The organism is Pseudoalteromonas sp. SiA1, assembly GCF_018732205.1.
GTDB lineage: Bacteria > Pseudomonadota > Gammaproteobacteria > Enterobacterales > Alteromonadaceae > Pseudoalteromonas > Pseudoalteromonas tetraodonis.
Genome location: NZ_CP076084.1, coordinates 3,201,979 through 3,226,703 on the forward strand (window position 1 = coordinate 3,201,979; position 24,725 = coordinate 3,226,703).

The following is a 24,725-nucleotide window of genomic DNA, read 5'->3' on the forward strand; positions in this document are numbered from 1 at the left end:
CTTCAAATGCTCACTATTCGCGCAAAAAGCTGTTTTTTTGTTGTTTTTAACTCTTTTTAGCTAACTCATACCAGTAATTTAAGCCTTTCATTACTAGCATTGGGTCGAAAATACTCTGTGAAAAATGCCCTTGTAACAGCTGACCATAACCACCCGCAAAAATTAAGAGGCTATTTTTTGTCTTTAAATGCAATCTTGCTTGCTCAATGGCACCCATAGTTGCCACTAAGGCTCCGTTTTTTAACCCATTAGGGGTGTTTTTTCCAAGCTCATTAGCAAATGGCGTGTTTGCATCATCAAATACCCGCTGAGTATTTTGAGTGAGTGATGAGGTCATTAAATCAAGCCCAGGTAATATCCAGCCTCCTAGATGCTGCCCATCATTATTGAGAACGTCTATAGTAGTAGCCGTGCCAGCATCAACAACAATAGCAGCCGTATTAGGGTAAAGCGTATAACCGCTAATAAGCGCCAACCATCTATCTATACCCAAATTACCTACTTGCTGATACGCGCAGCGCAACCCACCAAGCTCACTACTAACCGTAGCCTCAAAACAATCAATATTATGCGTTTTGGCTTGCGCTAATAATTGTTTAAGTAACTCGCTACGACCAACACAAGCGTAAATAACAACCGTAATTTGCTGCCATGAAATATTATTAATATCACATGGCTGTATTTGCCCGTTTTCCCACAATACGGCTTTGAGTGAAGTATTACCTACATCAATTAACAATCTCATGCTTGCGCCTTTCTTAATGAAATCTCGCCGCCATAATAACTTTTTACTTCGCCGTCTTGGCGAATACGTACACCACCGTGCGCATCTATACCTTCACAAATGCCACGCCAACTACGATGCCCAGTATTAAGCTCTACCTGCTCGCCTGCAAACGCATTTAATGCATTCCATTGTTGATACATAGTTTGTAAGCCGTTCTCGCGATATTGCGCTAAGCGCTGCTCTAACCAATAAGTTAATGAAGCTACTAATTGATTTTTATCTAGCTGCTGGGTGTGCTGACTTAAATCTGTCCATGCTTGGTCAATGTGCTGACTTGCACTTTGTGGCATATTTAAATTAATACCAATTCCTATCACCAACTGACAGGGCCCTTGTGGTTGCCCGTCTAATTCAACTAATACGCCAGCGAGCTTTTGTTTGTTTATGTAAATGTCGTTTGGCCACTTTAACTCTACATCAATACCATAAAGTGCTTTTATCGCATCATACACCGCTAAACCAACCGCAATCGATACACCCATAGCGGCTTGTAAACCATCATCTAATCGCCAAAAATAGCTGTAGTATAAGTTGGCACCAAATGGCGATTGCCATACACGCCCTCGACGCCCCCGACCTGCTTGCTGCATTTCGGCAACGATTACCGTGCCCGACTGAAGTGGTGTTTTAGCCTGAATGCGGCGCATTAGTTCGCTGTTGGTTGAATCAATGAGCGGCTGCACTTCAATATTAGCGGTATTTTGCCCTAACTCAGCATAAAGCTGTTGTATTTTTTCCTGATTAAGTAATCCTACTTGGTTATTTAAGCAATAGCCTTTACCTGTAACTTTAAATACATCTAAGCCCATAGCTTGTAGGCTTTGAATGTGTTTACTAACAGCGGCACGACTAATTCCTAATTCCTCTCCTAAAGCTTGCCCAGAGACAAACCCGCCTTTATTAAGCGCATTTAAAATAGCCAGCTTGTTTCCATCAGGTGCTTTCATGCTGATTGCTCCAAAGAGATATGGCATTCATTGTGTTGATCAATTAACCGCACTTCGTGTTCTAAGTTTATGTTATAGCGCGCTAAAACAGTGTTTTGAATATGGGTGATCATGCTGATCAAATCATCCCCTGTACTGTGACCATGGTTAACGAGCACCAAAGCTTGCTGCTGATGCACTTCAATACCGGCAATCTTATATCCCTTTAATCCCGCTTGCTCTATTAACCACCCCGCTGCAACTTTATGATGACCGGCTCCGTGTGGGTAATGAGGTAACTCAGGAAACTGCGCAAGTAACGGCACTAACGCAGCATTCGTAATAATGGGGTTTTTAAAAAAACTCCCAGCATTAGCTAGTTTATAAGGGTCTGGGAGTTTGCTATTGCGTGTTTGTATCACCTGCTCACATACTTGCTGTGGCGTCGGGTTTTTTAGTTGTTGTAGCGGTCCATAACTGAGTACTGGTTGCCATATTTTTGGCAGTTTAAAGTGCACTTGGGTGATCACCGCTTTATTTTTTAACGCGTGTTTAAAAACCGATTCACGATAAGCAAAGTGGCATTGCTGATTAGTTAAAGATTTGAAGCAGTTGCTATTAATATCAAAATAGTCAACAGCTTCTATAAATTGTGCTATTTCTAAACCGTAGGCACCAATATTTTGCACTGGCGCAGCACCGACTGTGCCAGGTATGAGTGCTAAATTTTCAAACCCTGCTATGCTTTGCTCAAGCAAGTAAGTCACTAATTGATGCCAATTTTCACCGGCAGCCGCACTGACTAAAAAATCATTTTCCCGTTCAGTAATATTAATTCCTTGGGTCGCCATTTTAATAACCGTGCCAGCATAATCATTTAAAAAAATGGTATTACTGCCCTCCCCTAACAGACAAAAAGGCGCGTTAAAGCTCTGAGTTTGAAGCTGCGCTGAGTCGGTGATCTCAATAAAATTTTGGCATTGGCTACTTAATGCAAATGTATGTAGGGGTTGTAATGAGTGCGCCACAAGGGTCCTAAAGGTACCAGTAATTAATCGCTCTAGTTTAACTCATCGTCGCAAATTGCGCATCAGCTTGTAAAAATTGTTCAACCCACTGTGGCAATCATGTTATAAAACGGGTACTTTTTTATTTGTACTCAAGGTAATTATGAAAATCAAACCTCTTTTTTTAAGCCTCGCTATGGCCGGTATGTGCTCGCAAGTAATGGCTAGCGCTATTGATCAAAATTCCTACGCCAACCTTGATGATGTTATCACCACGCATTTAAACCTTGATTTAGACATCGACTTTGCCGATAAGCAATTAGAAGGTTTTGTTGAGCATACGCTACAATGGCAAAACGCGAAAAGCACAAAGCTAGTACTTGATACCCGCGATCTTGATATTGATAAAGTGATGTATCAAACAGCCAATGGCAATTGGCATAAAGCCAGTTTTAACCTTGCTAATCGCGACGATGTTAAAGGCTCAAAACTAACCATTACATTTAAAAGCCAAGCTGAAAAAGTCCGTATTTACTACAACAGTCGCCCAGAAGCGTCGGGCTTACAGTGGTTAACGCCAGAGCAAACAGCCAGTAAAACGCACCCGTTTATGTATAGTCAATCGCAAGCGATACATGCACGTAGTTGGATCCCTGTGCAAGATACCCCAGCAATGCGTGTGACTTATTCTGCACGTATTCATACCCCTGAAGATGTGCGTGCGGTAATGAGTGCCGATAATAAAGATGCCCTTTATAAAGACGGTGATTACCACTTCAATATGCCACAAGCAATTTCGCCTTACCTAATTGCGATTGGTGCTGGTAACTTAGAATTTAAAGCGATGTCTAAACAAACCGGTATTTTTGCTGAACCGACTATTTTGGATGCCTCAGTTGCTGAGTTTAATGACACCCAAGCGATGATCGACAAAACCAATGCGATGTATGGTGAATATGCTTGGGGTCGCTATGACTTACTTATGCTACCGCCTAGCTTCCCATTTGGTGGCATGGAAAACCCGCGTCTATCATTTATTACCCCAACCGTTGTTGCTGGCGATAAAAGCCTAGTTAACCTGATTGCACATGAGCTTGCTCACTCTTGGTCTGGTAACTTAGTAACCAATGCCACATGGGAAGACTTATGGTTAAACGAAGGATTTACCTCTTACGTTGAAAACCGCATTATGGAAGAAGTATTTGGTCGCGACCGTGCAGTAATGGAGCAAGCGCTTGATGCTGCTGGTCTGCGTGCGCAACTTAAAACCATTGATGCACCAGACACTCGCCTTAATTTAAAACTTAATGGCCGCGATCCGGATGATGCGTTTAGCTCAGTGCCTTACACAAAGGGTCAGCTATTTTTAATCTACCTAGAAGAAAAATATGGCCGTGATAAGTTTGATGACTTTGTTAAAACTTACTTTAATGAATTTGCGTTTAAATCGCTAACCACTGCGCAATTTGTGACTTACATCAAAGCTAACTTAATTGAAAAGTACCCTGGTGTAGTGAGCATGGATAAAGTGAACGAGTGGATTTTTGAGCCAGGTTTACCAAGTGATGCACCTAACCCTACCTCTGATGCGTTCGATAAAGTAGATGCTGCAACACAAGCATGGTTAAAGGGGGATACAACTGCCGCACAATTACCTACTGCAAATTGGACAGTGCATGAGTGGCTGCACTTTTTAAATAACCTACCGCGCGATTTAAGCATTGAAAAAATGACTGAATTAGACGGCGAGTTTAACTTAACCCAATCAACTAACGCAGAACGCGCATTTGCATGGTACATGCTAGCAGTGGGTAACGGTTACCAACCGATTTACCCTGCGCTTGATAAACACTTATCGGGTATTGGTCGTCGTAAGCTAATAGTGCCACTTTACAAAGCACTTATTACACATGGTAAAAAAGGCTGGGCACAAAGCGTGTACTTAAAAGCACGTCCGGGTTATCACCCACTTGCACAAGGTACCATTGACGCGTTATTTGAATAAATAATAGCGTTACCAATAAACTAAAAAGGGCCAATTTGGCCCTTTTTTAATGCTTAATTATTTTGTTACTTTATCTAAAAAAGCCTGCCTTTCAGCGAGCGTTGCTTGTTGCCACCAAAAGTCGAGCATATTTGCCGCACTTGGCATGCCTTTTCCATTAATTGGCGTAATCGGTTTAATGGGACGACTCGGTTTTTGCGGGCCCGCTGGGGTTGCTGTTGTTTGCTGGTTAAACTGTGCGCTTTGAACTTGTCGTTCGGCAATAATATTTAATGGCTTAGCTAAGGTGCTGCCTTTTGCTTTTAAACTCACTTGCGGTGCCTCAGCAAATACTTTTGCCGCTACCGCATTTTCAGCACGATTAAATACTAAGGTGTAATCTTTACCCGCTTCAATGGTTACATTCACCCAAAAAGGTTCTGACTCAATCACTTCATGATCGTCATAACCTAAGTCATATAAATCTGTGTATTTAAGTTTTAGCTGATAAGTACCCGGTGCTAATTCAACATCATCAACACGACTAAAAAGCGAACTTTCAATTATTCGTTCACCCACTTGCAAAGGAACAAATTCCTCAGGAAAGTGAATATTTTCTGCCAAACTCGATGCACTCACTAAGAGCGCCGCTACACTGCCTAATAATATTGATTTACGCATAATTACTCCTTTAGTTGATTTCAGTTTGACACTGCTAGCAAAATTTGTCATTAGTGACACATATATTAATCAAATAAATTAGAGTCATCATTATGAGCCAAGAGACTATTTTTACTAAAATTATTAATCGCGAAATTCCAGCAGATATTATTTACGAAGACGATGACACGCTAGCGTTTAAAGACATTAATCCTCAAGCGCCATTTCATGTATTAATTATTCCCAAGCAACCAATTGCCACTATAAATGATATAAATAATGAAAACTCACATTTAGTTGGTAATTTATACACGGTCGCCGCAAAACTGGCCAAGCAACACAACTTTAGCGATGACGGCTACCGCGTTGTGATGAACTGTAATGAACATGGTGGCCAAACTGTGTATCACATACATTTACATATGCTCGCAGGTAAAGAAATGGGCTGGCCTCCATACCAAGAAACTAAAAAAACGGCGCTATAGTGCTTAGTTAAATCTTAGATTAGTTTAAAAAAATCAAAAATACGGCGTTTTTCTTACTACACGAAAAAAAACAATTACTTATTTGCAACATTTTATGTTTAAATAATCGGAAATCGCACCTTTTCTCCAGTGAAATAATGATTTTCTAATACAAAAGGTGTGTAGGGATTGTGGTAAAATTAATTAGCCAGCTTTATAAAAGAGTAAAAAAACATGAGCAGTTCAGCCTTTTTGTTGTTAGATGAAGAACCAATTAACACTATTGGTATTAACGTTTTAGAGCCATTGTTAAAAACGCAAGGCCTTGACGTAACTACGGGTACAAATATTTTAGATGTTCCGGTAGGTACTCGCTTATTGTTCATTGAAACATCAAGTAAAGACGCATGGACAAAGCTAAAAGAGCAACTCGTTAATTTACGCATCAAGTGCGATATTGTGTTGTTCAATTTAGATGAAAACCCAGAGCTTGCTAATCGCGCATTACTTAGCGGTATTCGTGGTGTATTTTACACCACAGATAATGCCGATGTACTCATGAAAGGGATTCGTTTATTACTCGAAGATCAGCTTTGGTATCGTCGTGACATTATGTGTAATGCGCTTAACCGCATGCTGCAATTTAATAAAGATGCCCTGCATAAGCTAACTGATGGTGATATTGAACCAATAAAGCTAACGAAGCGTGAAAAAGCAATTATCTCGTTAATGAGTAATGGTTCTAAAAATAAAGAAATTGCTGAAGAGTTAAGTATTAGCCCGCATACGGTTAAAACTCATTTATACAGTGCATTTAGAAAAACTAAATGTCGTAACCGTATTGAATTACTTTCTTGGGCACAACAAAACATTCCTGACGAAATTCGTTAACGTTTGTTTGAATAAATACCATACAGGCACTTTAAGTGCCTGTTTTTATATCTTCTTTAAAAAACGCTGTTGGGGTCTTAATGCTCGACTCATTTACGCTTTATTTTGCCAGTATCGCCGTTATGACAGTGATGACGCTACTGAACTTTTTAACCTGGCGTACCAATAAGCATGTTCCCGGCACGTTACTTTATATTTTCTATCCTTTACTGCTATTAGCTGCCATTGTTAGTTTTGCGCTAATAGGCAAAATTCCTGATCAGATTGCCATTACCCTTGCTAATAACATGATGTTTTTAGCCTCTATTGTGCATTGTTTGTCACTGAGTCAATTTTTAAATTATCATGGTCGTGGCCTTAAGTTTGTTTGCCTATTTACAGCGCTCAGCGCTTTGCTGCTTGTTTATTTCACATTTTTACAGCCCTCAATGCGCTCACGGGTATATATTTCTGATTTGCAGCATATTGTAGAGGCCACTTTTTTATTATTTATATTTATAAAATATGCGCGAAAACCCTACCCTAACGCCAGTATTGTTTACATAATTATTTTAACTTTAGTTGCAGCAAGTTTTATTACCCGAAGCCTATTTATGGATGACATTGCACAACAGGATGCCATTTTAAATTCATGGTTTAACTCACTGTTATTTTTAAATAGTGTTATTGCCCCCATGTTCTATGCTGCAGGTATGGCGTTGTTATGTAATGAGCGCAGGGAATTACGACTTAATAAACTCACCGAAAAAGCTCATAAAGATTTAGAAATTCGCGGACTGTTTTTATCCACCATCAGCCATGAAATACGCACACCACTAAACGGCATATTAGGCAGTGCACAACTGGTATTAAATCAAACCAGCGACAGCCGTAACAAAGCCTATTGTGAGGCCATTATCAACTCAGCTGAGTCACTCAACTTACTGGTAGATAAAGTGCTGGAATATGCAAGCTTAGATCAGCACGACGAAGCCCTGTACGAAGAAGACATAGAGTTTAAAACGTGGCTGCAAAACTTATGTTTGCTGTTAAGCCCTCTGGCCGAACAAAAACAACTTAAATTTGAGCTCGCCTGTAATATCCCCGACAAAGCCTGTTACTACTGCGACCAACAAAAACTCAGACAAATTATTATTAACCTTGTCGGTAATGCGATTAAATTTACCGATACGGGGATGGTAAAAGTACAAATAGACTTAATTAATGAAACCCAGCTAGATCATACCCTTAAAGTAAGCGTACTCGATTCAGGCCCTGGTATTGAAAAAGATGAAATTGATTATTTAACTGAGCCCTACATTCAAAGCAGTGCCGGTAAAGAAAAAGGCGGAACAGGTCTAGGACTAGCTATAACCAGTCGCCTTCTCGATAAAATTAATAGCCAGCTAGAAATTACCAGTGAGCTGGGAGTAGGCAGTGTATTTAGCTTTAACATGACGTTAGCTATTGGTGAGCTTAGTCTCGTAGAGCAACGCCATCAAAGTAAGGACTATTTAACCGGACTCGATGTATTACTTGTTGAAGATTTAGATCTGAACCAAAAAATTGCCGTTGAATTTATGGCTGACGACGAGCATAAAATTAAGCTCGCTAAAGATGGCAAAAGTGCGATTGAGTTGATGAAAAAATACCACTTTGATGTGGTGCTACTTGATATGAACTTACCCGATTTAACAGGGCAACAGGTACTAAAAACTCTCAAACGGGTGGAGCATAAAAATCAGCGAACGCCGGTGCTGGCCTTTACTGCCAGTTTGAGCCCTGATGAAATAAAAGAATACTTAGCACTGGGTATTAAAGACATTGTTGGCAAGCCATTAAAGCAAGAGAAACTACGCCAAGCATTGAGTGATTCACAGTCAACACAAACAGCTAATATTGCTGTCGAGCTGATTGATACGTTATACGATGAAACCGCAACAGACACCCTGACAAGCTCTTTTAGTATTGATGAAGTATCTTCTATCTATAATGAATTTATTCTTTCTGCTCGTAATAAGCTGAGCCGTTGCCAAGCTTTATTAGAGCAAGACACCGAGCAATGCATTAAGTTATTACATCGCCAAGCTAGCACCGCTATGCAACTTGGTTTTAATAGCTATGGACTAGCTCTAAAAAAAATTGAGCGACGCTTACTAGATAAAAAACCATTAAATAACTCGTTAAATGAAGCCAGCACACTGTGGCAACACAGTTTAGAGGCGTATTTAAAGTATGTACGGCAAGGACTAGGGTAAAAACGGGCTACGGGCTACGGGCTACGGGCTACGGGCTACCAAGTTTTACTGCAGTGACAAATAATCAAGCATTTTCACTATTTATACTGTTATTTTCTGCCGTATATATCGTCAAATCGCTCTATATCGCTTTCATCTAAAATGGCACCCGTTTGCACTTCAATAACAACTAAGGGCTCGGGCTGATTATTCGCTAAACTGTGCAGCTGTTTTGCAGCAATATAACAAGACTGGTCATGGGTCAGCGTTAAGCTTTGCTGGTCAATACATATATCTGCAGTGCCCGACACCACAACCCAATGCTCAGCGCGATGCTGATGACGCTGCGTTGAGAGCCTAGCCCCACTATTAACGGTTATTTTTTTTACTTTAAAACCGATACTTTCTACCAGCGTACGATAATTTCCCCAAGGGCGGTAAACCACCTGATGGTGTGTCAGTTTGTTATTATGTGTTGTTGTCAATTGCTTGAGTAATAACGGGAGGGCATCAAGCGCATTTTGATCAGCAATTAAAGTGGCGTCGTGGGTATGAATAACCGCTAAATCGCTTACCCCTAACGTCGCTATTGTGTGTCCATCTTCGCTAATAACTAAGTTGTTACTACTGTTTTGGGCGATATGTTCTTGGTGTGGGCTATTACCCTGTGGATCTTTTTTACTCAACGCTGCGAGTGCAGAAAAACTACCCACATCGCTCCAATTTAATGCAACGGGCATTACCACCACATTATTACTACGCTCTAAAATAGCATAATCAATCGAGTCACTTGGGCAAGATTCAAGTGCATGAGTATTTGCTCTTGTAAACGCTAAGTCTTGTTTAAAATCAGTGGCACTAGCAACACTTTTAGCTATTTTTGGCGCAAAGCGTTCCAGCTCTTTTAGATATGCAGCGGGAGTAAATAAAAACATTCCACTGTTCCAACTATAACCGCCCTCAGTTAAATAGGTTGATGCAGTTGCTAAATCAGGTTTTTCTTTAAACTGGTCTACCTCAAAGCAAGCAGTACCTATAATTGCTGTGCCCTGTTTGATATAGCCATAACCGGTATGCGGCTCTGTTGGCGTAATTGAAAATGTAACTAATTTACCTTGCTCAGCCAGTGTCACCGCATCAGATAACTGAGCAGTTAATGGCATAAAATCTTCAATATAATGATCGGCAGGCATCACCAACAAAGGACCTGTAATATTATTTTTTAATGCATAGTGCGCGGCAAGGGCAATGGCTGGTGCGGTATTTTTGCCTTCTGGCTCAAGTACTATGGCATGGGGCTTTGCAAATGCTGCCTGCTGCGCGGCAATAAATCGATGCTGCTCATTACAGACCAAAATAGCGGGATTAAAGTCCTCAGTTGCAACACGCACTAACGTGCTTTGCAATAACGACTGCTGGTTTTTATTATCAAGCAAAGATAAAAACTGCTTTGGCATTGCTTGGCGCGACAGCGGCCAAAGCCGTGTGCCAATGCCGCCAGCTAAAATTACCGGTGTAATAAGGGTTGTATTCATAAAGCCGCCAATAAAAATATCAGCGGCTATTTTAGCACTTTATCGGCTGGGCGCTAATTTATACCAATGTAAAAGCATCAGCATCTAAATGTGCCGGAAATTTAGCTCTAAACTCATCAAGCGGCGCTTTATTTAACATGATTGTTAGTAGTGCTTGCTGGTCGTCATTCGCTTTAATCAGTGGCTCACCTTTAAAGTCATACACTGCAGTTCCACCACTGTGAGCAATACCATTGCCATCTTCACCAACCCGGTTTACGCCAACCACGTAGCATAGGTTTTCCATTGCTCGTGCCATTAATAAAGTGTCCCATACATTGCGCCTTGCTGCTGGCCAATTGGCAATATTTATCATCACGTCGTAGTCATTGTTATTGCGCTGAAACACCGGAAACCGTAAGTCGTAGCATACTTGTGGCAATATTTTAAACCCATTGAGTTCAAACACTTCACGCGTTTGTCCTGCCACTACAAACTCGCCTTCGTTACCTAAACAAAATAAGTGCCGTTTATCGTAATAGCTCACTTCTCCATTTGGTTGTACCCAGTAAAACCGATTCGCTTTTTTACTTCCTTGGGTTACCAATACCGAGCCTGCAATTACCGCATTATAGTGCTTCGCCTGTGCCTTGAGCCAACTCAGTACTGAGCCATTTTCAGCTTCGCCACAGTCAAGGTTAACCGCAAATCCAGTGGCAAAGGTTTCAGGAAGTACAATTAAATCAGGTTGATTGGTGATATTAGCAAGCTGTTTTTCAAACATAGCTAAATTGGCTTTTTTATCGAGCCAATGCAGCGAGCTTTGTAATAATGCGAAGGTTAAAGTTGACATAAAATATGTGCCGCCTCTATTAAGGTTTGATCATTTTTAGCAAAACATAAACGAATAACTTTATCATTGCTTGGTTGCTGATAAAACACGCTCAGTGGAATGGCTGCAACGCCTGCTTGTTCTGCTAACCATTGGCAAAATTCTACGTCATTTAAATCCGATACATCACTGTAATCAAGCAGTAAAAAGTAAGTGCCTTCACTTGGTAAAATGCTAAAGCGGCTATCTTGTAGAGCATTACTGAGCACATCGCGTTTTTGTTGATAAAACTCACTTAGCGCATCCACATGCTCACCTTGCTGTTCTAACATATCGGCGAGTGCATGTTGCGCAGGCGTGAAGCTTGAAAAAGTCACATATTGGTGAATTTTACGAAACTCGACCGCAAGTGTAGCGGGTGCGATGCAGTAACCCATTTTCCAACCAGTGCTATGAAAAGTCTTGCCAAAGCTTGAGATCACAAAGCTGCGAGCAAACAATTCCTCATCTCGTAACACACTTAAATGTGGTTGCTTATCAAAAGTAATATGCTCGTATACTTCATCACTTATCAGGTATAAATCATGCTCGATGACTAAGGCTTTTAGGGCATTAATATCGTGCTGTTTTAACGTTTTACCACTTGGGTTATGTGGAGTGTTGATAATAATAGCCCGCGTTTTGCTATTAATAGCCGCAGCCACCGTTTGCCAGTCAATTACATAACTCGGAGCATGCAGAGCAATATTAACTGACTTACCACCGGCCAATTCAATCGCTGGCTGGTAAGAGTCATAAGCAGGGTCAAATACAATGACTTCATCACCTTCGCGCACTAGCGCTTGAATGGCAACAAACAGCGCCTCGGTTGCCCCTGAGGTTACCGTTACTTGCTGCGCGGCATCTATTTCAACCGCATATTTTCGTTTTGCTAACTGGGCAATTTGTTGCTGCAGGCGCGGTACACCAGATGAAGGTGAATATTGATTAACTCCTTCAAGCACATAATGATTAAGCTGTTTTTTAAGTAGCTCAGGAGCATCAAACTCAGGAAAACCCTGCGATAAATTAATCGCTTCGAATTGATTTGCTAAAGCAGTCATTTGACTAAAAATACTGGTGCCTAAATTTGGCAATTTACTTTCAAACACTGGTTACCCTTAATGATGGTTTTACGCCCAAAGCGATGCTATCATTGCTTAAAACAGAAGTATAGCCGTCTAAAAAAATAGCTTTATGCTCATTAGTGAGGAATGTATGCAAAACAATACCGCTATTTCAGAACTTATTGAAGCCGGAAAATGGGTCAGTCAAAAAGGTTGGGTACCCGCAACAGGTGGAAACTTTTCAGCCCGCACCAGCACGGGCTTTGTAGTCACAGCCAGTGGCCACGACAAAGGCGCGTTAATGCCTGAGCATTTTCTACAATTAAATCATTTAGGTGAGCGTGTTGCTGGGGCAATAAAACCCTCAGCCGAAACACAACTGCATTTGAGCTTGTATCAACTTATTCCTGACGCGCAATATGTTTTACATACTCACTCGGTAGCGGCAACTGTACTTTCAAATATTATTCAACGCCATCAGCTTGAACTAACCGGCTACGAGATGCAAAAAGCGCTCAGCGGTATTACATCGCACTTAGAATCACTGGCCATCCCTATTTTCGATAACGATCAAGATATAGACCGTTTAAGCCTACTTGTGAGCGACCATCACTTACACTCACCAATTAAGCATGCCGTATTGATCAGAGGTCATGGTTTATATGCTGTTGGCCGTAACATTGATGAAGTTCGCCGCCATTTAGAGGCATTAGAGTTTTTATTTAGTTGCGAGCTAGAACGCTTAAAAATAACAGGAACCGCACTATGATCAAAGCATTGCTAACTGATATTGAAGGCACTATTACGCGTATTTCGTTTGTAAAAGATGTGCTATTTCCTTATGCCGCACAACAACTGCCTGCATTTGTGCGCGGTCACACAGAACAGCCTGAAGTAGCAGAACAAATTAGCGCTGTAAAAGCTGAAATTAACGAGCCTAATGCCGATATCGACACCGTTATTAGCACTTTACTTACTTGGATTGAAGAAGATAAAAAAATAACGCCACTTAAGCAATTACAAGGTTTAATTTGGCAAACAGGCTATGAAAACGGTGATTTTACTGGTCACTTATACCCAGATGCTTATCAATTTTTACAACAACAAAAGCAAGCTGGCCAACAGTTATACGTTTATTCGTCGGGCTCTGTGAAAGCACAGCATTTAATTTTTCAGTATTCTGACTTTGGCGATATTCGCCCACTATTTAGTGATTACTTTGATACCAAAGTAGGCGCCAAACAAGCGCCAAGCGCCTATGAAAACATAATAACGCAATTGCCTTTTAACCCAGACGAAGTATTGTTTTTAAGTGATGTAGTTGCAGAGCTTGATGCTGCAAAAACCGCTGGGCTTAAAACTTTACATTTAATTCGCGATGGGCAAGAAAGCTCATCAAAGCACAGCTACATTAACGATTTTAGCCAATTTAAAGCGGAGCATTTAGCATGAGCCAACTCACTATTTTTGCAGATTCTGACGCCACTAATGCACTGCTGACCAGTAGTGACGTTCAAAATATTGCCGCTGAACTTGCTAAGGTTAATGTGCGTTTTGAGCAATGGCAGGCAAATACCGAGATCACTGAAAGCACCAGTAATAATGATATTTTAACTGCCTACAGCGGCGATATTGAACGCTTAAAACAGCAAGGCGGCTATCAAACTGTTGACGTTATATCACTAGCTAAAGGCAACCCTGATGCTTCAGAATTACGCAAAAAGTTTTTATTTGAACACACTCACAGCGAAGACGAAGTGCGCTTTTTTGTAAAAGGCCAAGGGTTATTTTGCTTACACATTGGCAGTAAAGTGTACCAAGTACTTTGCCAACAAGGCGATTTGATCTCAGTACCTGAACTGACACCTCATTGGTTTGATATGGGTAGCGTCCCAGAATTTACCGCTATTCGTCTATTTAACAATACACAAGGTTGGGTAGCACAAAGCACGGAATCACCGATTGCAGAGCACTTTCCATTATTACCGTAAGTTAATCATTCAAAACCCTGGTCCACACTAATAAACATAACGTGGACCAAACGCATCGCAAAATTACTTCAGCTTTAAGAGCACGCCATTTTCTACCTGACTCTGGTTATAAACACCGGTATCTAACACCCACCCAGTAACCAACTTTGCGGGTGTTACGTCAAATGCGGGGTTATATACATTAGCATTAGTGGGAGCCCACAATGCCTCGCCAAAACTACCACTAACACCACGCACTTCTTGTGGATTACGTTGCTCTATTTCTATATCGCTACCTTGGGCAGTCTTTACATCAAGCGTAGTAACCGGTGCCACCACATAAAATGGAATATTATGAAAATGCGCAAGCACCGCTAAATTATAAGTACCGACTTTATTGGCAAAGTCGCCATTAGCAGCAATACGATCAGCCCCTACAACAATTTTATCTACCTTACCTGCAGCCATTAAACTGGCCGCCATGTTATCGCAAATTAGCGTGTAAGGTATTTGCCAACGCTCCAATTCAAACGCAGTTAAACGCCCACCTTGCAGTAAGGGGCGCGTTTCATCCACCCACACATGGACATTGCCATGGACTTGTTGTGCTTTATAAATAACACCCAATGCAGTACCTATGCCCGCAGTGGCTAAAGCGCCGGTATTACAGTGAGTTAATATATTGTCGCCGCTATTTATTAGCTCGGCACCACGTGTTGCCATACGCTCACATAGCTCAATGTCTTCAATAAATAACTGCTCAGCCGTTGCAACAATACTGGCAACATAATCAGTTTGTTTAAGCGCTTGGCGCAACGCCGCCATACAATGCATTAAGTTAACCGCTGTTGGGCGAGTGGCTTCTAGCTCATTTATGGCGGTTGCAAGCGCGTCTCTAGTCATACCTTGCTCAGCTAAATAAGCAATTAATAAACTGGCCCCTAAGCCTATAAGTGGCGCACCACGCACTTTTAAGCTGATGATCAGCTCTTTCATGGTCTCTACAGTGTGGCATTCATGCCACACTTGTTGATGAGGAAGCAAATATTGATCAAGTACGCTCAGCGTACTATTTTCATATTTTAAACTGCTTGCGATTAAATTTTGCATAAGGCTCAAAAGATTAGAAGTGCGTAGGGTTATTTTACACCACTTTGAAGAACTCTCAAGTTAGACTTGTAGACATCTAAACATTTAAAGGTATAGAATGCTTAAATGCATCTTTATTGAGAATAAAACCATGACTAACTATGTTGCTTTTAATGCACAGCACGCTATTAATTACATCAATTCGTTAATTGAATCTAATCAATACGACTTTTTTAAGCCGGGGCAAGCGCTTGCCGCTTATGAGTTTGGTGACGGTAATCTCAACTTAGTATTTAGAATTACGGATGAGCAAAACAACAGTATTATATTAAAGCAAGCTTTACCGTATGCGCGTTGTGTAGGTGAGTCGTGGCCATTAACACTTGATAGAGCACGCATAGAGGCAGAAGTTTTACTTAATCATGGGGCTATTTGCCCTGCGCATACGGTTACTGTTTTACATTACAATAAAGACTTAGCCCTGACCATTTTAGAAGATTTAGGTGATATGCAAATTTTGCGTACAGCGCACAATAATGCTGAACAATTTCCAAACCTTGCTCACCACGTAGCTGTATATTTAAGCCAAACGGGCTTTTATAACTCTGATTTTTATTTATTAGCGCAAGATAAAAAAGCACGTATTAACCAATTTACCAACCCTGAACTGTGCCAAATTACTGAAGATTTATTTTTTAGCGATCCGTACACAGAGCATGAACGCAACAACTATCCGGCACAATTACAAACTGAAGTTGAGGCTATTCGTAAAAACGGGGCATTAAAACTTGAAGTAGCAAAGCTAAAAGCTAACTTTTTATCGAACCCACAAACCTTGTTGCATGGCGATATGCACAGCGGAAGTATTTTTGTTAATCAAACTACCACTAAAATGATCGACCCTGAGTTTGGCTTTTTTGGCCCTATTGGCTTTGATATTGGATCTTTTATCGGTAACTTACTACTAAATTACTGTGCTCAGCACGGTCGCATTGACGACTTTGTAGCACGTCGTAATTATCAAACCCATTTATTAAGTACATTGGTTGAATGCTACGCCACATTTGAACAACAGTGGTTTGAGCTCATAAATAAGCAAACAACTGATGAGACACTTAAAGCTTCAGGCTACGCAGAGTATTTTATGAAACATGTTTTACAAGATGCTATTGGCTACTGTGGCATAGAGCTAATTAGACGCACTATAGGCCTTGCTAATGTAATTGATATAGAAGGCATTACCGATGAGGCCGCACGGTTAAACGTACAAAAACAAACATTAGCACTGGGTGAGCAATTGATTTTAAATGCCCACACTTGCGATACTAAAGACGCGTTTTTCAGCTTGCTAATAAGCCATTTAAATTAGGGTCTGTTTGACCCTAAACTAAGTCTTTATTTTATTAAAAAAGGCGCTTTAAGCGCCTTTTAAGCTATATTTAATGATAGTGCTCGTACATTTTATCTAGTGGCTCAGAAAGACCGCTCTCTTGCACTATACGCACATGTTTGCGTTTTAATTCGCGAGCACTGGTAACGCCACAAGAATGTGCAATAAGCCCCGCACCGTAATGAATGTATTTATTATAATTTGCGACCCGCTGCGCTTTATCCTCAACATTTAAACCACGCTGTAAACGTTCATTATGCGTAGTAATTCCTGTGGGGCAGGTATCTTTATTACATTGCATAGCCTGAATGCAGCCTAGTGCAAACATATGTCCACGTGCAGACACAACAAAGTCGGCACCTAGTGCTAATGCCCACGCAACTTTTGAGGGCACAATTAATTTGCCAGAGACAATAATTTTAACTCGCTCTCTAAGGCCATGCTTTTTTAGTAACTGAATAACTAAAGGAAGACTTTCTTTTAGCGGTAACCCCACCGAATCGAGTAAAGACTGAGGCGCAGCGCCGGTACCACCATCAGCACTATCTATGGTAATGAAGTCGGGTGCAGACTCAATACCACGATGATTTATCTCGGCAAATAAACTTTCTAACCAAGCATGTTCACCAATTACCGCTTTAAAGCCTGTCGGTTTACCGGTTGTACTTCTTATCGTGGTGAGCATGTCTAAAATATCGTTTGGATTTTTTATTTCTGGGTGCCCATTTGGGCTAATTGAATCCTGCCCCTCAGGTATGCCTCTTATTTTAGCAATTTCAGCATTCACTTTTCGCCCAGGTAACATACCGCCTTTACCTGGCTTGGCACCTTGGCTCATTTTCAGCTCAAACATTTTAACTGCTGGGTGTGCAGCAACGGCTTTTAGTTTTTCTGTGCTTAAATTTCCCTGCTCGTCGCGTACACCATATTTAGCCGTACCAATTTGAAACACGATATCGGCACCACCTTCTAAGTGATACGGACTAAGTCCGCCTTCCCCCGTGTTCATCCAACAACCGGCTAATTTTGCCCCCTTTGAGAGTGCACGAACAGCAGGACTAGATAACGCGCCAAAGCTCATGCCCGATATATTAAATAACGAATTTGTGGTGTAAGGAAATTTACAATAAGGCCCAAGCGTTACGTTGCTAGGCGCTAGGGCTTCTTCATCTAAGGTAGGAAATGCGCAGTTCATAAACATTACGGTGCCTGTCGTTTCTAAGCTTTGGGTTGAACCAAAAGCAGCCGTATGATCAACATCTTTAGCAGCCCGATATACCCAACTGCGTTCGGCGCGATTAAAGGGCATTTCTTCACGGTCGAGAGCAAAAAAATACTGACGAAAAAACTCACCTTGGCGTTCAAAAAAGTAGCGAAAACGTCCAATTACTGGATAATTACGCCTAATAGCATGCTTTGTTTGGGTAACATCTCGAACATAAAAAATAGCAATTAATATAACCAGCAATCCAAATACAACAATAAATAAGCTGGCAAACACATCGATACTGAACATTATAAATTGACTCATTACTTATCCTTAAATGCTAAAAAAGCGTGATGTCATTAAATAACACCACACTTTTATAGTTTCAAAATAATGCGCTTTTAGCTATCTGTTTTTGCTAATTCTGCTTGTATATACAAACGTATTTGCTGCTCAAGCACCGACAAAGGCACTGAACCATGGCGTAATATTTGATGATGAAACTCACGAATATCAAACTGCTGACCTAATGCTTGCTCGGCCTCTGCACGCAGACGTTTAATTGTTAACTCACCAATTTTGTATGACAACGCTTGTGCAGGCCATGAAATATAACGATCGGTTTCTGTTTTTACATTGTGTAATGAAAGCGCCGTATTATCGGCCATAAAATTCATTGCACGCTCACGACTCCAGCCGTACATGTGCATACCCGTATCAACCACTAAACGTGCAGCACGCCACATTTCGTAGGTTAAACGACCAAAGTTGCTGTACGGGTCTTGATAAAAACCCGCTTCAACACCTAAGTACTCTGAATACAGTCCCCAGCCCTCACCAAACGCTGATAAATACGCATCACGGCGATAGCTAGGTAAGCTTTCAAGTTCTGCATTGAGTGATATTTGTAAATGATGACCCGGAACAGCTTCGTGCAAAGTTAATGCTTCTAAAGCGTAGAGTGGTCGTTTATCTAAAGCGTAGGTATTCACCCAATAAAAGCCGGCTTGATCATCACGGCTCGAACCCGAATAGCGCCCAGTAGTGTACTTAGGAGCAATATTGGCAGGCACCGGCGCTACGCCATAAGGTTTGCGCGGTAAGGTATGAAATAATTTAGGCAACTGCGCATCCATTTTTTTGGCAATATACGCGGCCTCTTTTAATAATTGCTCAGGCGTTGTGGCGTAAAACTGCGGATCTGTTCGTAAAAAGTGGATAAATTCTGCAAACGTGCCTTTAAAACCTACTTCTTTAATAACCGCTTCCATTTCACTACGAATGCGCGCAACCTCCGCTAAACCCAGCTCATGTATTTCTTTTGGGGTCATTTGTGTGGTGGTGTAATATTTAGCACGATTTGCATAAAAGGCCTCACCATTTGGTGTTGACGAAATACCAATATCACTACGTGCGCCTGGTAAGTATTCGTTATTAAAAAAAGTTAAGTAGTCTTTGTAGGCATTAATAACTTGGCTACTGATAATTGCTTTAGCTTGTTGTTGCAAATCTGCAAATTCACTATCACTTAAACCCGCGGTATTGTTTAAAAATGGCTTATAAAATTCAGATTGTGTGACGTCATCAACAATGTAAGCAGTAATCGAGTCTTGATAACCAATTAACACCGCTTTGGGTTGAGTTAAACCAACCTCTAATCCTTTGCGCATCCATGCCATATTTTGCTCAAAAAAGCGCGGAACTTGCTGTAATCGCTTTAAATAGTGTTGATAATCTTGTGCGGTTTTATAATCAGAGCTATTAACAATAAACGATAGGCTTGAATGGAATCCATATTCTGACGTTAAAGGCATGTAGTGCGTATTAAATACATATTCATCAACACTATTTTGCACTTGCGCTCGAATAATACTGTAGTTAATTTGGTTTTCATCACTGAGCTTACTTACATCTATGGCATCTAAATCTGCTAATAACTGGGTGTTTTTTTGATATTGCTGCGCTAAAAATTCAGCTGACAAATTAGGTAATAAGTAGCCATCAACTCCTTCGGGGTTACTATACGGGCTAACATTTTGGCGATGCTGTACGATATTTTCAGCCGCTTGCGTAAATTGTTGATCCGCATTAATTGCGGTGAGCTGACACGCGCTTAGTGAGCACACTAAAGTGACACTTAATAAGGAAAGACGCATTTGTTTTGAAAGAGATAAATTCATAGTGAGTGATCTTAGTAATATTACAGATGTGATAAACCTATCGTAGCCTAGATAAATAGCAAATAGATATACGACCAACTGCGCAAAATATACGCCCGTGAGACATTGTATTAACTTAAGTTAATACAAAACTATAAATAACTTAGAGTAATTGCTCAGAAAAACAACGGTTATTGAAATTATAGTGCTATTTTAGCCAACTCCGACTCATTTTACTTTTAAATAACGGATATAATGATTATTGTATCGTTGCTTGGAAGCAAATTGCCTCATTGGACGAGTTTTATAAATCAGCATTTATGCGTATTTGGTTGGTAATTGCAAATGATGTTCCATGATTCCATGGCTTTAGCACAAGAAAAAATGACAAAAGTATGTATGTTTTTAGAGCATCATGTTTTGCCTCCTACCCCCTTAAATTTTCAAGTTGTGTATACATACATTAGTAAAATCCATTTTGCGCTTAATAATGCCATTGATGATGCCATAGATGCCCATCAAAATATTGATGAGCTGTTTATTGAACAACTCTATTTTGAATATTTAAATCAAGGGCATAAAACCGAAGTAGCAATAATTGAAAACGTCAATGGCGTGATCAATTCACTATCGCAAAATGCTCAACAGACCGAAAAAAAGCTAAATGACTTTGCAGGTCATGTTAATGACTGTATGCACTCTCTAGATGAAAATAATATTGCCAACAGCCGTATTGCTTTAGAAAGGCTTAATGAACAAACTCAGCTTTTATTAACGCAACAAGCACAATTTAAACACCAACTAAGTCAGGCCAAAAAACTACACGAAGCAACTAAAAAACAACTTAATACCTTACGCAAACAACATGTGATTGACCCACAAACTGGCTTATATAAACGCCATTATTTAACCAAACAAACACAGTTATGGTTAAAACAAGACAAATCAATCTCAGCTATTGCAATTCAAATTGATAATTTAGAGCATTTTATTAATAATTTTGGCGATGCCATTGGCGAAGTGATTTTAAATAAAGTGGCTAAGCAAGTGCAAAAATATGTTTCGCAAAGTGGCTTAGCTGGGCGCTCTGCAAAAGATCAATTCATCGTTTTACTTGCTAACATAGAGCCCGAAACCGCTAACCTTATTGCACAAAAAGTGATAAGCGGAGTTGAAAAGCTACGTTTTATTAGTTCAAAAAGCGATCTAAAACTACCCCCCATTTCTCTCTCACTAGGGATCACTGAGCAACAACAAGGCGACTTTAACCAGCTAGTTAAAAGTGCCTCAAACGCCGCTTTTAAGTCACGCTCTTCTCAATAACCCAGTACACTGTTCAAACAATAAAATTAACTGATAAATCATATTCAAATTGCACCCTTGGTGCACAATCAAGTACACTAGTCTTTATTACCACGATAGAGATTAATCATGAACGAGAACCCTGAAAAGACCACGCATTTTGGCTATAAAACTGTTGCCGAAACCGAAAAAGCTTCTATGGTTGCTGATGTATTTCATTCTGTTGCGACAAAGTACGATGTTATGAATGATCTCATGTCTTTTGGTATTCATCGTTTATGGAAACGTCAAACAATTGCCAGCTCAGGTATTCGTAAAGGTCATCATGTATTAGATTTAGCCGGTGGTACTGGCGATTTAACTGCAAAGTTTAGCCAGCTTGTTGGCGAAACCGGTCAGGTTGTTTTAGGTGATATAAACTCTTCAATGTTAAAAGTAGGCCGCGAAAAGCTGCATAACTTAGGCCTTGTAGGCAACATTGATTACGTACAAATGAATGCCGAAGCCTTGCCTTTCCCTGATAATAGCTTTGATTTAATTACGATTGCTTTTGGTTTACGTAATGTGACGGATCAAAATAAAGCGCTGCGCTCTATGTATCGTATTTTAAAGCCAGGTGGTCGTTTACTCATTCTTGAGTTTTCAAAACCAGAGCAAGAATTGTTGAGCAAAGCATATGATTTTTACTCTTTCAACATTTTACCTACTATGGGTAAGTTGGTTGCTAACGACAGTGAATCATACCAATATTTAGCTGAGTCAATTCGTATGCATCCAGATCAAGAAACGCTAAAAGCGATGATGGTCGAAGCAGGATTTGAACAAGCAACTTATCAAAACCTTACAGGCGGCATTGTTGCACTTCACCGTGGGTTTAAATACTAAGGTTAGTAATTTATGGCGCTTGAAGAAAACAATAAAGAACAATCGGCTGAAAGCAGTTTTTTTATGCTACCGAGCTTTGTGCTTTCGCTTATTGAACAAGTATTAAATCAAGCGCTTAAACTCGACCCGAGCTTAGTCGATAAGCTAAAAGCGGTAGAACATCAGCGTTTATTAGTTGAAGTTAGAGATTGGCAGCAAAAAATAGCCATTACTTATGCCAATCAGCAGCTACATCTTTACACTGCATTAGCACATGCTGACGCTGACTGTATGATCAGTGCCAATATAAACACCTTGTTAGCTCTTAAAAATCCAGCCATGCTTACCCAGCTTATACGTCAAGACAAACTTGATTTGCAAGGGGATTTAAACATAGCTCAAAATTATAGTTCCGCCTTTTCAAGTTTAGACATTGATTGGCCAGAGCAACTAGCAAAGTATGTTGGGGATGCACCTGCACAACAACTTTATTTGCACTTTCAGTCGTTTAAGCAGCAAGGTAAAAAAGCAAAATCACAGCTCGATAGCACCTTGATCAGCCTGTTCCAAGATGAATTGGCAATTACAATTCACCCATTAGAGCTTGCGCAATTTAAACAACAAAATAGAGCACTAAAAAGCCAAGTTGCTGCCATTGAGCAACGCATTAACGCCCTAATTAAAGCACTTTAACGCGCTAAGGATTTTTTGTGTCAACTGCCCGACTGTATTACATAACTAAAACCCTGCTTAGCTACGGACTCGATGAGCTTATTCCAAAACACAAAGTACCTTGGTTTGCTAAACTTGCACGAGGAAGTTTGTTTTGGTTGCGCAACCAACACAAAAATAAACCCCCGGGCTTAAGACTTCGTTTAGCGCTGCAACAACTTGGCCCGGTGTGGATAAAATTTGGCCAAATGCTCTCAACCCGTCGTGACTTGTTACCCCACGATATCGCGCTAGAGTTAGCATTTTTACAAGATCAGGTAGAACCTTTTGAAGGTGAATTAGCGCAAAAGATCATCGAAAAAGCATTAGAAATAGATGATATTAGCCAGCTATTTAGCGAGTTTTCACAAACCCCCTTGGCATCGGCCTCAATTGCTCAAGTGCATACTGCCACCCTCGTTGACGCGCAGGGCGAATCGCAAGATGTTGTTATTAAAGTTATTCGCCCTAACATTGAGCAGCAAATTAATGCCGATTTAGCCTTAATGGAAAAATTAGCTAAAGTTGTTGGTAAGTTAATTAATGAAGCGAAACGCTTACGCCCTGTAGAAGTGGTTAAAGAGTATAAAAAAACATTACTCGATGAACTAGACTTAATGCGTGAGGGTGCTAACGGCATTCAATTAAAGCGTAATTTTGAAGACTCAGAATCGCTATATATTCCAACAGTATACAGTGACTACAGCCGCAATAATGTGCTGGTTATGGAGCGAATTTACGGAATTCCGGTGTCAGATACTGAAGCACTGATGGCACAAAATACCAATATGAAATTACTAGCTGAGCGCGGAGTGGAAGTGTTTTTTACCCAAGTATTCCGCGATAGTTTTTTTCATGCAGATATGCACCCTGGCAATATTTTTGTGTCGCGCGAAAACCCGCACAATCCTAAATATATTGGCATAGATTGCGGCATTGTGGGAACACTTAACAAAGAAGATAAACGTTATTTAGCTGAAAACTTTATTGCCTTTTTTAATCGTGACTACCGCCAAGTAGCTCAGCTACATGTTGATTCAGGATGGGTGCCGCCCGATACCAGCATTGAAGAGTTTGAATTTGCCATTCGTACCGTTTGCGAGCCCATTTTTAATAAACCACTTGCTGAAATATCATTTGGCCATGTACTGGTTAATTTATTTAATACTGCACGTCGTTTTAATATGCAGGTTCAACCACAACTCGTATTATTACAAAAAACCTTGTTGTATGTTGAAGGCTTAGGTCGCCAGCTTTATCCACAACTAGATTTGTGGAAAACCGCAAAACCGTTTTTAGAAGACTGGGTAAAACAACAGGTTGGCCCGCTTTCTGTACTAAAGCAAATGTATGCAAACTTACCGTTTTGGGCAGAAAAAATGCCTGAGTTGCCTGATTTAATTTATCAAAATTTAAAACGAGCACCGCACGCACAACCTCCAACATCAACGGTTTCACATAAGCCCTTGGTTTTAGGACTTTTTAGTAGTGCAGCGATGATTGTTTCAGCATTATTTTATTTACAACACAACTTAATGGCTGCTGGCGTTGTCTTAGGCTGTGCTGTAGTTGGCTTTATAGCGGCTTGGCGCCGCGCATAAACTAAGTGCTATTTACCGCTGTGGGCGTATAATCAGCATTTAATC

22 protein-coding genes are annotated in these 24,725 nt (G+C 40.5%); 12 read left to right on the forward strand and 10 right to left on the reverse strand.

Features of this window, described 5'->3' with window-relative positions:
• Positions 1 to 46: 46 nt before the first annotated feature.
• From KK487_RS14925 to murB, 3 genes are read right to left on the reverse strand one after another with little or no spacing between them, the layout of a single operon-like run.
• Positions 47 to 745, reverse strand: coding sequence for a type III pantothenate kinase (locus KK487_RS14925; RefSeq protein ID WP_024602234.1), 699 nt, complete (start codon positions 743 to 745; stop codon positions 47 to 49).
• Positions 742 to 1,734: a bifunctional biotin--[acetyl-CoA-carboxylase] ligase/biotin operon repressor BirA gene (birA, locus tag KK487_RS14930; protein ID WP_024602235.1), complete on the reverse strand. Its 993-nt coding sequence runs from the start codon at positions 1,732 to 1,734 to the stop codon at positions 742 to 744. The genes KK487_RS14925 and birA overlap by 4 nt, the downstream gene beginning before the upstream one ends.
• Positions 1,731 to 2,741, reverse strand: a complete 1,011-nt coding sequence (murB, locus tag KK487_RS14935) for a UDP-N-acetylmuramate dehydrogenase (RefSeq protein ID WP_096038835.1) — start codon at positions 2,739 to 2,741, stop codon at positions 1,731 to 1,733. The genes birA and murB overlap by 4 nt, the downstream gene beginning before the upstream one ends.
• Positions 2,742 to 2,883: 142 nt before the next feature.
• On the opposite strand from murB, the gene KK487_RS14940 reads away from it, so the two are divergent.
• A complete protein-coding gene (locus KK487_RS14940) occupies positions 2,884 to 4,725 on the forward strand; it encodes a M1 family metallopeptidase (RefSeq protein WP_096038836.1) in 1,842 nt (613 codons plus the stop codon).
• Positions 4,726 to 4,782: 57 nt separating this feature from the next.
• On the opposite strand, the gene KK487_RS14945 is transcribed toward KK487_RS14940, so the two are convergent.
• A complete protein-coding gene (locus tag KK487_RS14945) occupies positions 4,783 to 5,385 on the reverse strand; it encodes a DUF2057 domain-containing protein (RefSeq protein ID WP_013466184.1) in 603 nt (200 codons plus the stop codon).
• A 92-nt stretch (positions 5,386 to 5,477) separates the two neighbouring features.
• On the opposite strand from KK487_RS14945, the gene KK487_RS14950 reads away from it, so the two are divergent.
• The 3 genes from KK487_RS14950 (at position 5,478) to KK487_RS14960 (ending at position 8,956) form a co-directional block, all read left to right on the forward strand.
• Complete coding sequence (locus KK487_RS14950; protein WP_013466185.1) at positions 5,478 to 5,849, forward strand: histidine triad nucleotide-binding protein; 372 nt, start codon at positions 5,478 to 5,480, stop codon at positions 5,847 to 5,849.
• Positions 5,850 to 6,062: 213 nt separating this feature from the next.
• The gene (locus KK487_RS14955; protein WP_008108518.1) at positions 6,063 to 6,719 is read left to right on the forward strand and encodes a helix-turn-helix transcriptional regulator; all 657 of its coding nucleotides are present in this window, start codon (positions 6,063 to 6,065) and stop codon (positions 6,717 to 6,719) included.
• An 80-nt stretch (positions 6,720 to 6,799) separates the two neighbouring features.
• Positions 6,800 to 8,956: a response regulator gene (locus KK487_RS14960; protein WP_013466186.1), complete on the forward strand. Its 2,157-nt coding sequence runs from the start codon at positions 6,800 to 6,802 to the stop codon at positions 8,954 to 8,956.
• An 89-nt stretch (positions 8,957 to 9,045) separates the two neighbouring features.
• Here KK487_RS14960 and KK487_RS14965 read toward each other — a convergent pair whose 3' ends face one another.
• From KK487_RS14965 to KK487_RS14975, 3 genes are read right to left on the reverse strand one after another with little or no spacing between them, the layout of a single operon-like run.
• The gene (locus KK487_RS14965; RefSeq protein WP_016899073.1) at positions 9,046 to 10,470 is read right to left on the reverse strand and encodes a mannose-1-phosphate guanylyltransferase/mannose-6-phosphate isomerase; all 1,425 of its coding nucleotides are present in this window, start codon (positions 10,468 to 10,470) and stop codon (positions 9,046 to 9,048) included.
• 58 nt (positions 10,471 to 10,528) lie between these two features.
• Positions 10,529 to 11,302: an amidohydrolase gene (locus KK487_RS14970; RefSeq protein WP_016899072.1), complete on the reverse strand. Its 774-nt coding sequence runs from the start codon at positions 11,300 to 11,302 to the stop codon at positions 10,529 to 10,531.
• Positions 11,290 to 12,432 (reverse strand): methionine aminotransferase, encoded by a 1,143-nt coding sequence (locus KK487_RS14975; RefSeq protein WP_013466189.1) that lies wholly within the window; start codon positions 12,430 to 12,432, stop codon positions 11,290 to 11,292. The genes KK487_RS14970 and KK487_RS14975 overlap by 13 nt, the downstream gene beginning before the upstream one ends.
• A gap of 106 nt (positions 12,433 to 12,538) precedes the next feature.
• Here KK487_RS14975 and KK487_RS14980 point away from each other — a divergent pair, with 106 nt between their 5' ends.
• The 3 genes from KK487_RS14980 to KK487_RS14990 are packed head-to-tail and all read left to right on the forward strand — an operon-like array spanning position 12,539 to position 14,378.
• A complete protein-coding gene (locus KK487_RS14980; RefSeq protein ID WP_013466190.1) occupies positions 12,539 to 13,156 on the forward strand; it encodes a methylthioribulose 1-phosphate dehydratase in 618 nt (205 codons plus the stop codon).
• A complete protein-coding gene (gene mtnC, locus KK487_RS14985) occupies positions 13,153 to 13,839 on the forward strand; it encodes an acireductone synthase (RefSeq protein ID WP_016899071.1) in 687 nt (228 codons plus the stop codon). The genes KK487_RS14980 and mtnC overlap by 4 nt, the downstream gene beginning before the upstream one ends.
• Entirely contained in the window at positions 13,836 to 14,378 is a 543-nt protein-coding gene (locus KK487_RS14990; protein WP_128583419.1) for a 1,2-dihydroxy-3-keto-5-methylthiopentene dioxygenase, read from the forward strand. The genes mtnC and KK487_RS14990 overlap by 4 nt, the downstream gene beginning before the upstream one ends.
• A 63-nt stretch (positions 14,379 to 14,441) precedes the next feature.
• On the opposite strand, the gene mtnA is transcribed toward KK487_RS14990, so the two are convergent.
• Positions 14,442 to 15,467 carry an S-methyl-5-thioribose-1-phosphate isomerase gene (gene mtnA / locus KK487_RS14995; protein WP_016899069.1) on the reverse strand — a complete coding sequence of 342 codons (1,026 nt, stop codon included), beginning with the start codon at positions 15,465 to 15,467 and terminating at the stop codon, positions 14,442 to 14,444.
• Positions 15,468 to 15,597: 130 nt separating this feature from the next.
• Between mtnA and mtnK the strand changes: the two genes are divergently transcribed.
• On the forward strand, positions 15,598 to 16,815 hold the full coding sequence (gene mtnK / locus KK487_RS15000) for an S-methyl-5-thioribose kinase (RefSeq protein ID WP_249365139.1): 1,218 nt from the start codon (positions 15,598 to 15,600) through the stop codon (positions 16,813 to 16,815).
• Between the two features lie 70 nt (positions 16,816 to 16,885).
• On the opposite strand, the gene KK487_RS15005 is transcribed toward mtnK, so the two are convergent.
• On the reverse strand, positions 16,886 to 18,367 hold the full coding sequence (locus KK487_RS15005) for an FMN-binding glutamate synthase family protein (RefSeq protein WP_016899068.1): 1,482 nt from the start codon (positions 18,365 to 18,367) through the stop codon (positions 16,886 to 16,888).
• Positions 18,368 to 18,444: 77 nt separating this feature from the next.
• The gene (locus KK487_RS15010) at positions 18,445 to 20,223 is read right to left on the reverse strand and encodes a DUF885 domain-containing protein (protein ID WP_013466196.1); all 1,779 of its coding nucleotides are present in this window, start codon (positions 20,221 to 20,223) and stop codon (positions 18,445 to 18,447) included.
• A 342-nt stretch (positions 20,224 to 20,565) separates the two neighbouring features.
• Here KK487_RS15010 and KK487_RS15015 point away from each other — a divergent pair, with 342 nt between their 5' ends.
• The 4 genes from KK487_RS15015 (at position 20,566) to ubiB (ending at position 24,680) form a co-directional block, all read left to right on the forward strand.
• The gene (locus tag KK487_RS15015) at positions 20,566 to 21,525 is read left to right on the forward strand and encodes a GGDEF domain-containing protein (protein WP_013466197.1); all 960 of its coding nucleotides are present in this window, start codon (positions 20,566 to 20,568) and stop codon (positions 21,523 to 21,525) included.
• A 108-nt stretch (positions 21,526 to 21,633) separates the two neighbouring features.
• On the forward strand, positions 21,634 to 22,389 hold the full coding sequence (ubiE, locus tag KK487_RS15020) for a bifunctional demethylmenaquinone methyltransferase/2-methoxy-6-polyprenyl-1,4-benzoquinol methylase UbiE (RefSeq protein WP_008108541.1): 756 nt from the start codon (positions 21,634 to 21,636) through the stop codon (positions 22,387 to 22,389).
• Between the two features lie 12 nt (positions 22,390 to 22,401).
• Positions 22,402 to 23,061, forward strand: a complete 660-nt coding sequence (locus KK487_RS15025; RefSeq protein ID WP_013466198.1) for a ubiquinone biosynthesis accessory factor UbiJ — start codon at positions 22,402 to 22,404, stop codon at positions 23,059 to 23,061.
• A 17-nt stretch (positions 23,062 to 23,078) separates the two neighbouring features.
• Positions 23,079 to 24,680 (forward strand): ubiquinone biosynthesis regulatory protein kinase UbiB, encoded by a 1,602-nt coding sequence (gene ubiB, locus KK487_RS15030; RefSeq protein ID WP_013466199.1) that lies wholly within the window; start codon positions 23,079 to 23,081, stop codon positions 24,678 to 24,680.
• The last annotated feature ends 45 nt before the right edge of the window (positions 24,681 to 24,725 follow it).

Bases quoted from the DNA above. Each gene is read 5' to 3' on its own strand.
- KK487_RS14990 (WP_128583419.1), top strand. From the start codon at position 13,836: ATGAGCCAACTCACTATTTTTGCAGATTCTGACGCCACTAATGCACTG.
- ubiE (WP_008108541.1), top strand. From the start codon at position 21,634: ATGAACGAGAACCCTGAAAAGACCACGCATTTTGGCTATAAAACTGTT.
- KK487_RS15010 (WP_013466196.1), bottom strand. From the start codon at position 20,223: ATGAATTTATCTCTTTCAAAACAAATGCGTCTTTCCTTATTAAGTGTC.
- KK487_RS14925 (WP_024602234.1), bottom strand. From the start codon at position 745: ATGAGATTGTTAATTGATGTAGGTAATACTTCACTCAAAGCCGTATTG.
- mtnK (WP_249365139.1), top strand. From the start codon at position 15,598: ATGACTAACTATGTTGCTTTTAATGCACAGCACGCTATTAATTACATC.
- KK487_RS14965 (WP_016899073.1), bottom strand. From the start codon at position 10,470: ATGAATACAACCCTTATTACACCGGTAATTTTAGCTGGCGGCATTGGC.
- KK487_RS15015 (WP_013466197.1), top strand. From the start codon at position 20,566: ATGGCTTTAGCACAAGAAAAAATGACAAAAGTATGTATGTTTTTAGAG.
- KK487_RS14960 (WP_013466186.1), top strand. From the start codon at position 6,800: ATGCTCGACTCATTTACGCTTTATTTTGCCAGTATCGCCGTTATGACA.
- birA (WP_024602235.1), bottom strand. From the start codon at position 1,734: ATGAAAGCACCTGATGGAAACAAGCTGGCTATTTTAAATGCGCTTAAT.
- KK487_RS14980 (WP_013466190.1), top strand. From the start codon at position 12,539: ATGCAAAACAATACCGCTATTTCAGAACTTATTGAAGCCGGAAAATGG.
- KK487_RS14950 (WP_013466185.1), top strand. From the start codon at position 5,478: ATGAGCCAAGAGACTATTTTTACTAAAATTATTAATCGCGAAATTCCA.
- KK487_RS15005 (WP_016899068.1), bottom strand. From the start codon at position 18,367: ATGAGTCAATTTATAATGTTCAGTATCGATGTGTTTGCCAGCTTATTT.
- mtnC (WP_016899071.1), top strand. From the start codon at position 13,153: ATGATCAAAGCATTGCTAACTGATATTGAAGGCACTATTACGCGTATT.
- KK487_RS15025 (WP_013466198.1), top strand. From the start codon at position 22,402: ATGGCGCTTGAAGAAAACAATAAAGAACAATCGGCTGAAAGCAGTTTT.
- KK487_RS14940 (WP_096038836.1), top strand. From the start codon at position 2,884: ATGAAAATCAAACCTCTTTTTTTAAGCCTCGCTATGGCCGGTATGTGC.
- mtnA (WP_016899069.1), bottom strand. From the start codon at position 15,467: ATGCAAAATTTAATCGCAAGCAGTTTAAAATATGAAAATAGTACGCTG.
- KK487_RS14945 (WP_013466184.1), bottom strand. From the start codon at position 5,385: ATGCGTAAATCAATATTATTAGGCAGTGTAGCGGCGCTCTTAGTGAGT.
- KK487_RS14955 (WP_008108518.1), top strand. From the start codon at position 6,063: ATGAGCAGTTCAGCCTTTTTGTTGTTAGATGAAGAACCAATTAACACT.
- KK487_RS14970 (WP_016899072.1), bottom strand. From the start codon at position 11,302: ATGTCAACTTTAACCTTCGCATTATTACAAAGCTCGCTGCATTGGCTC.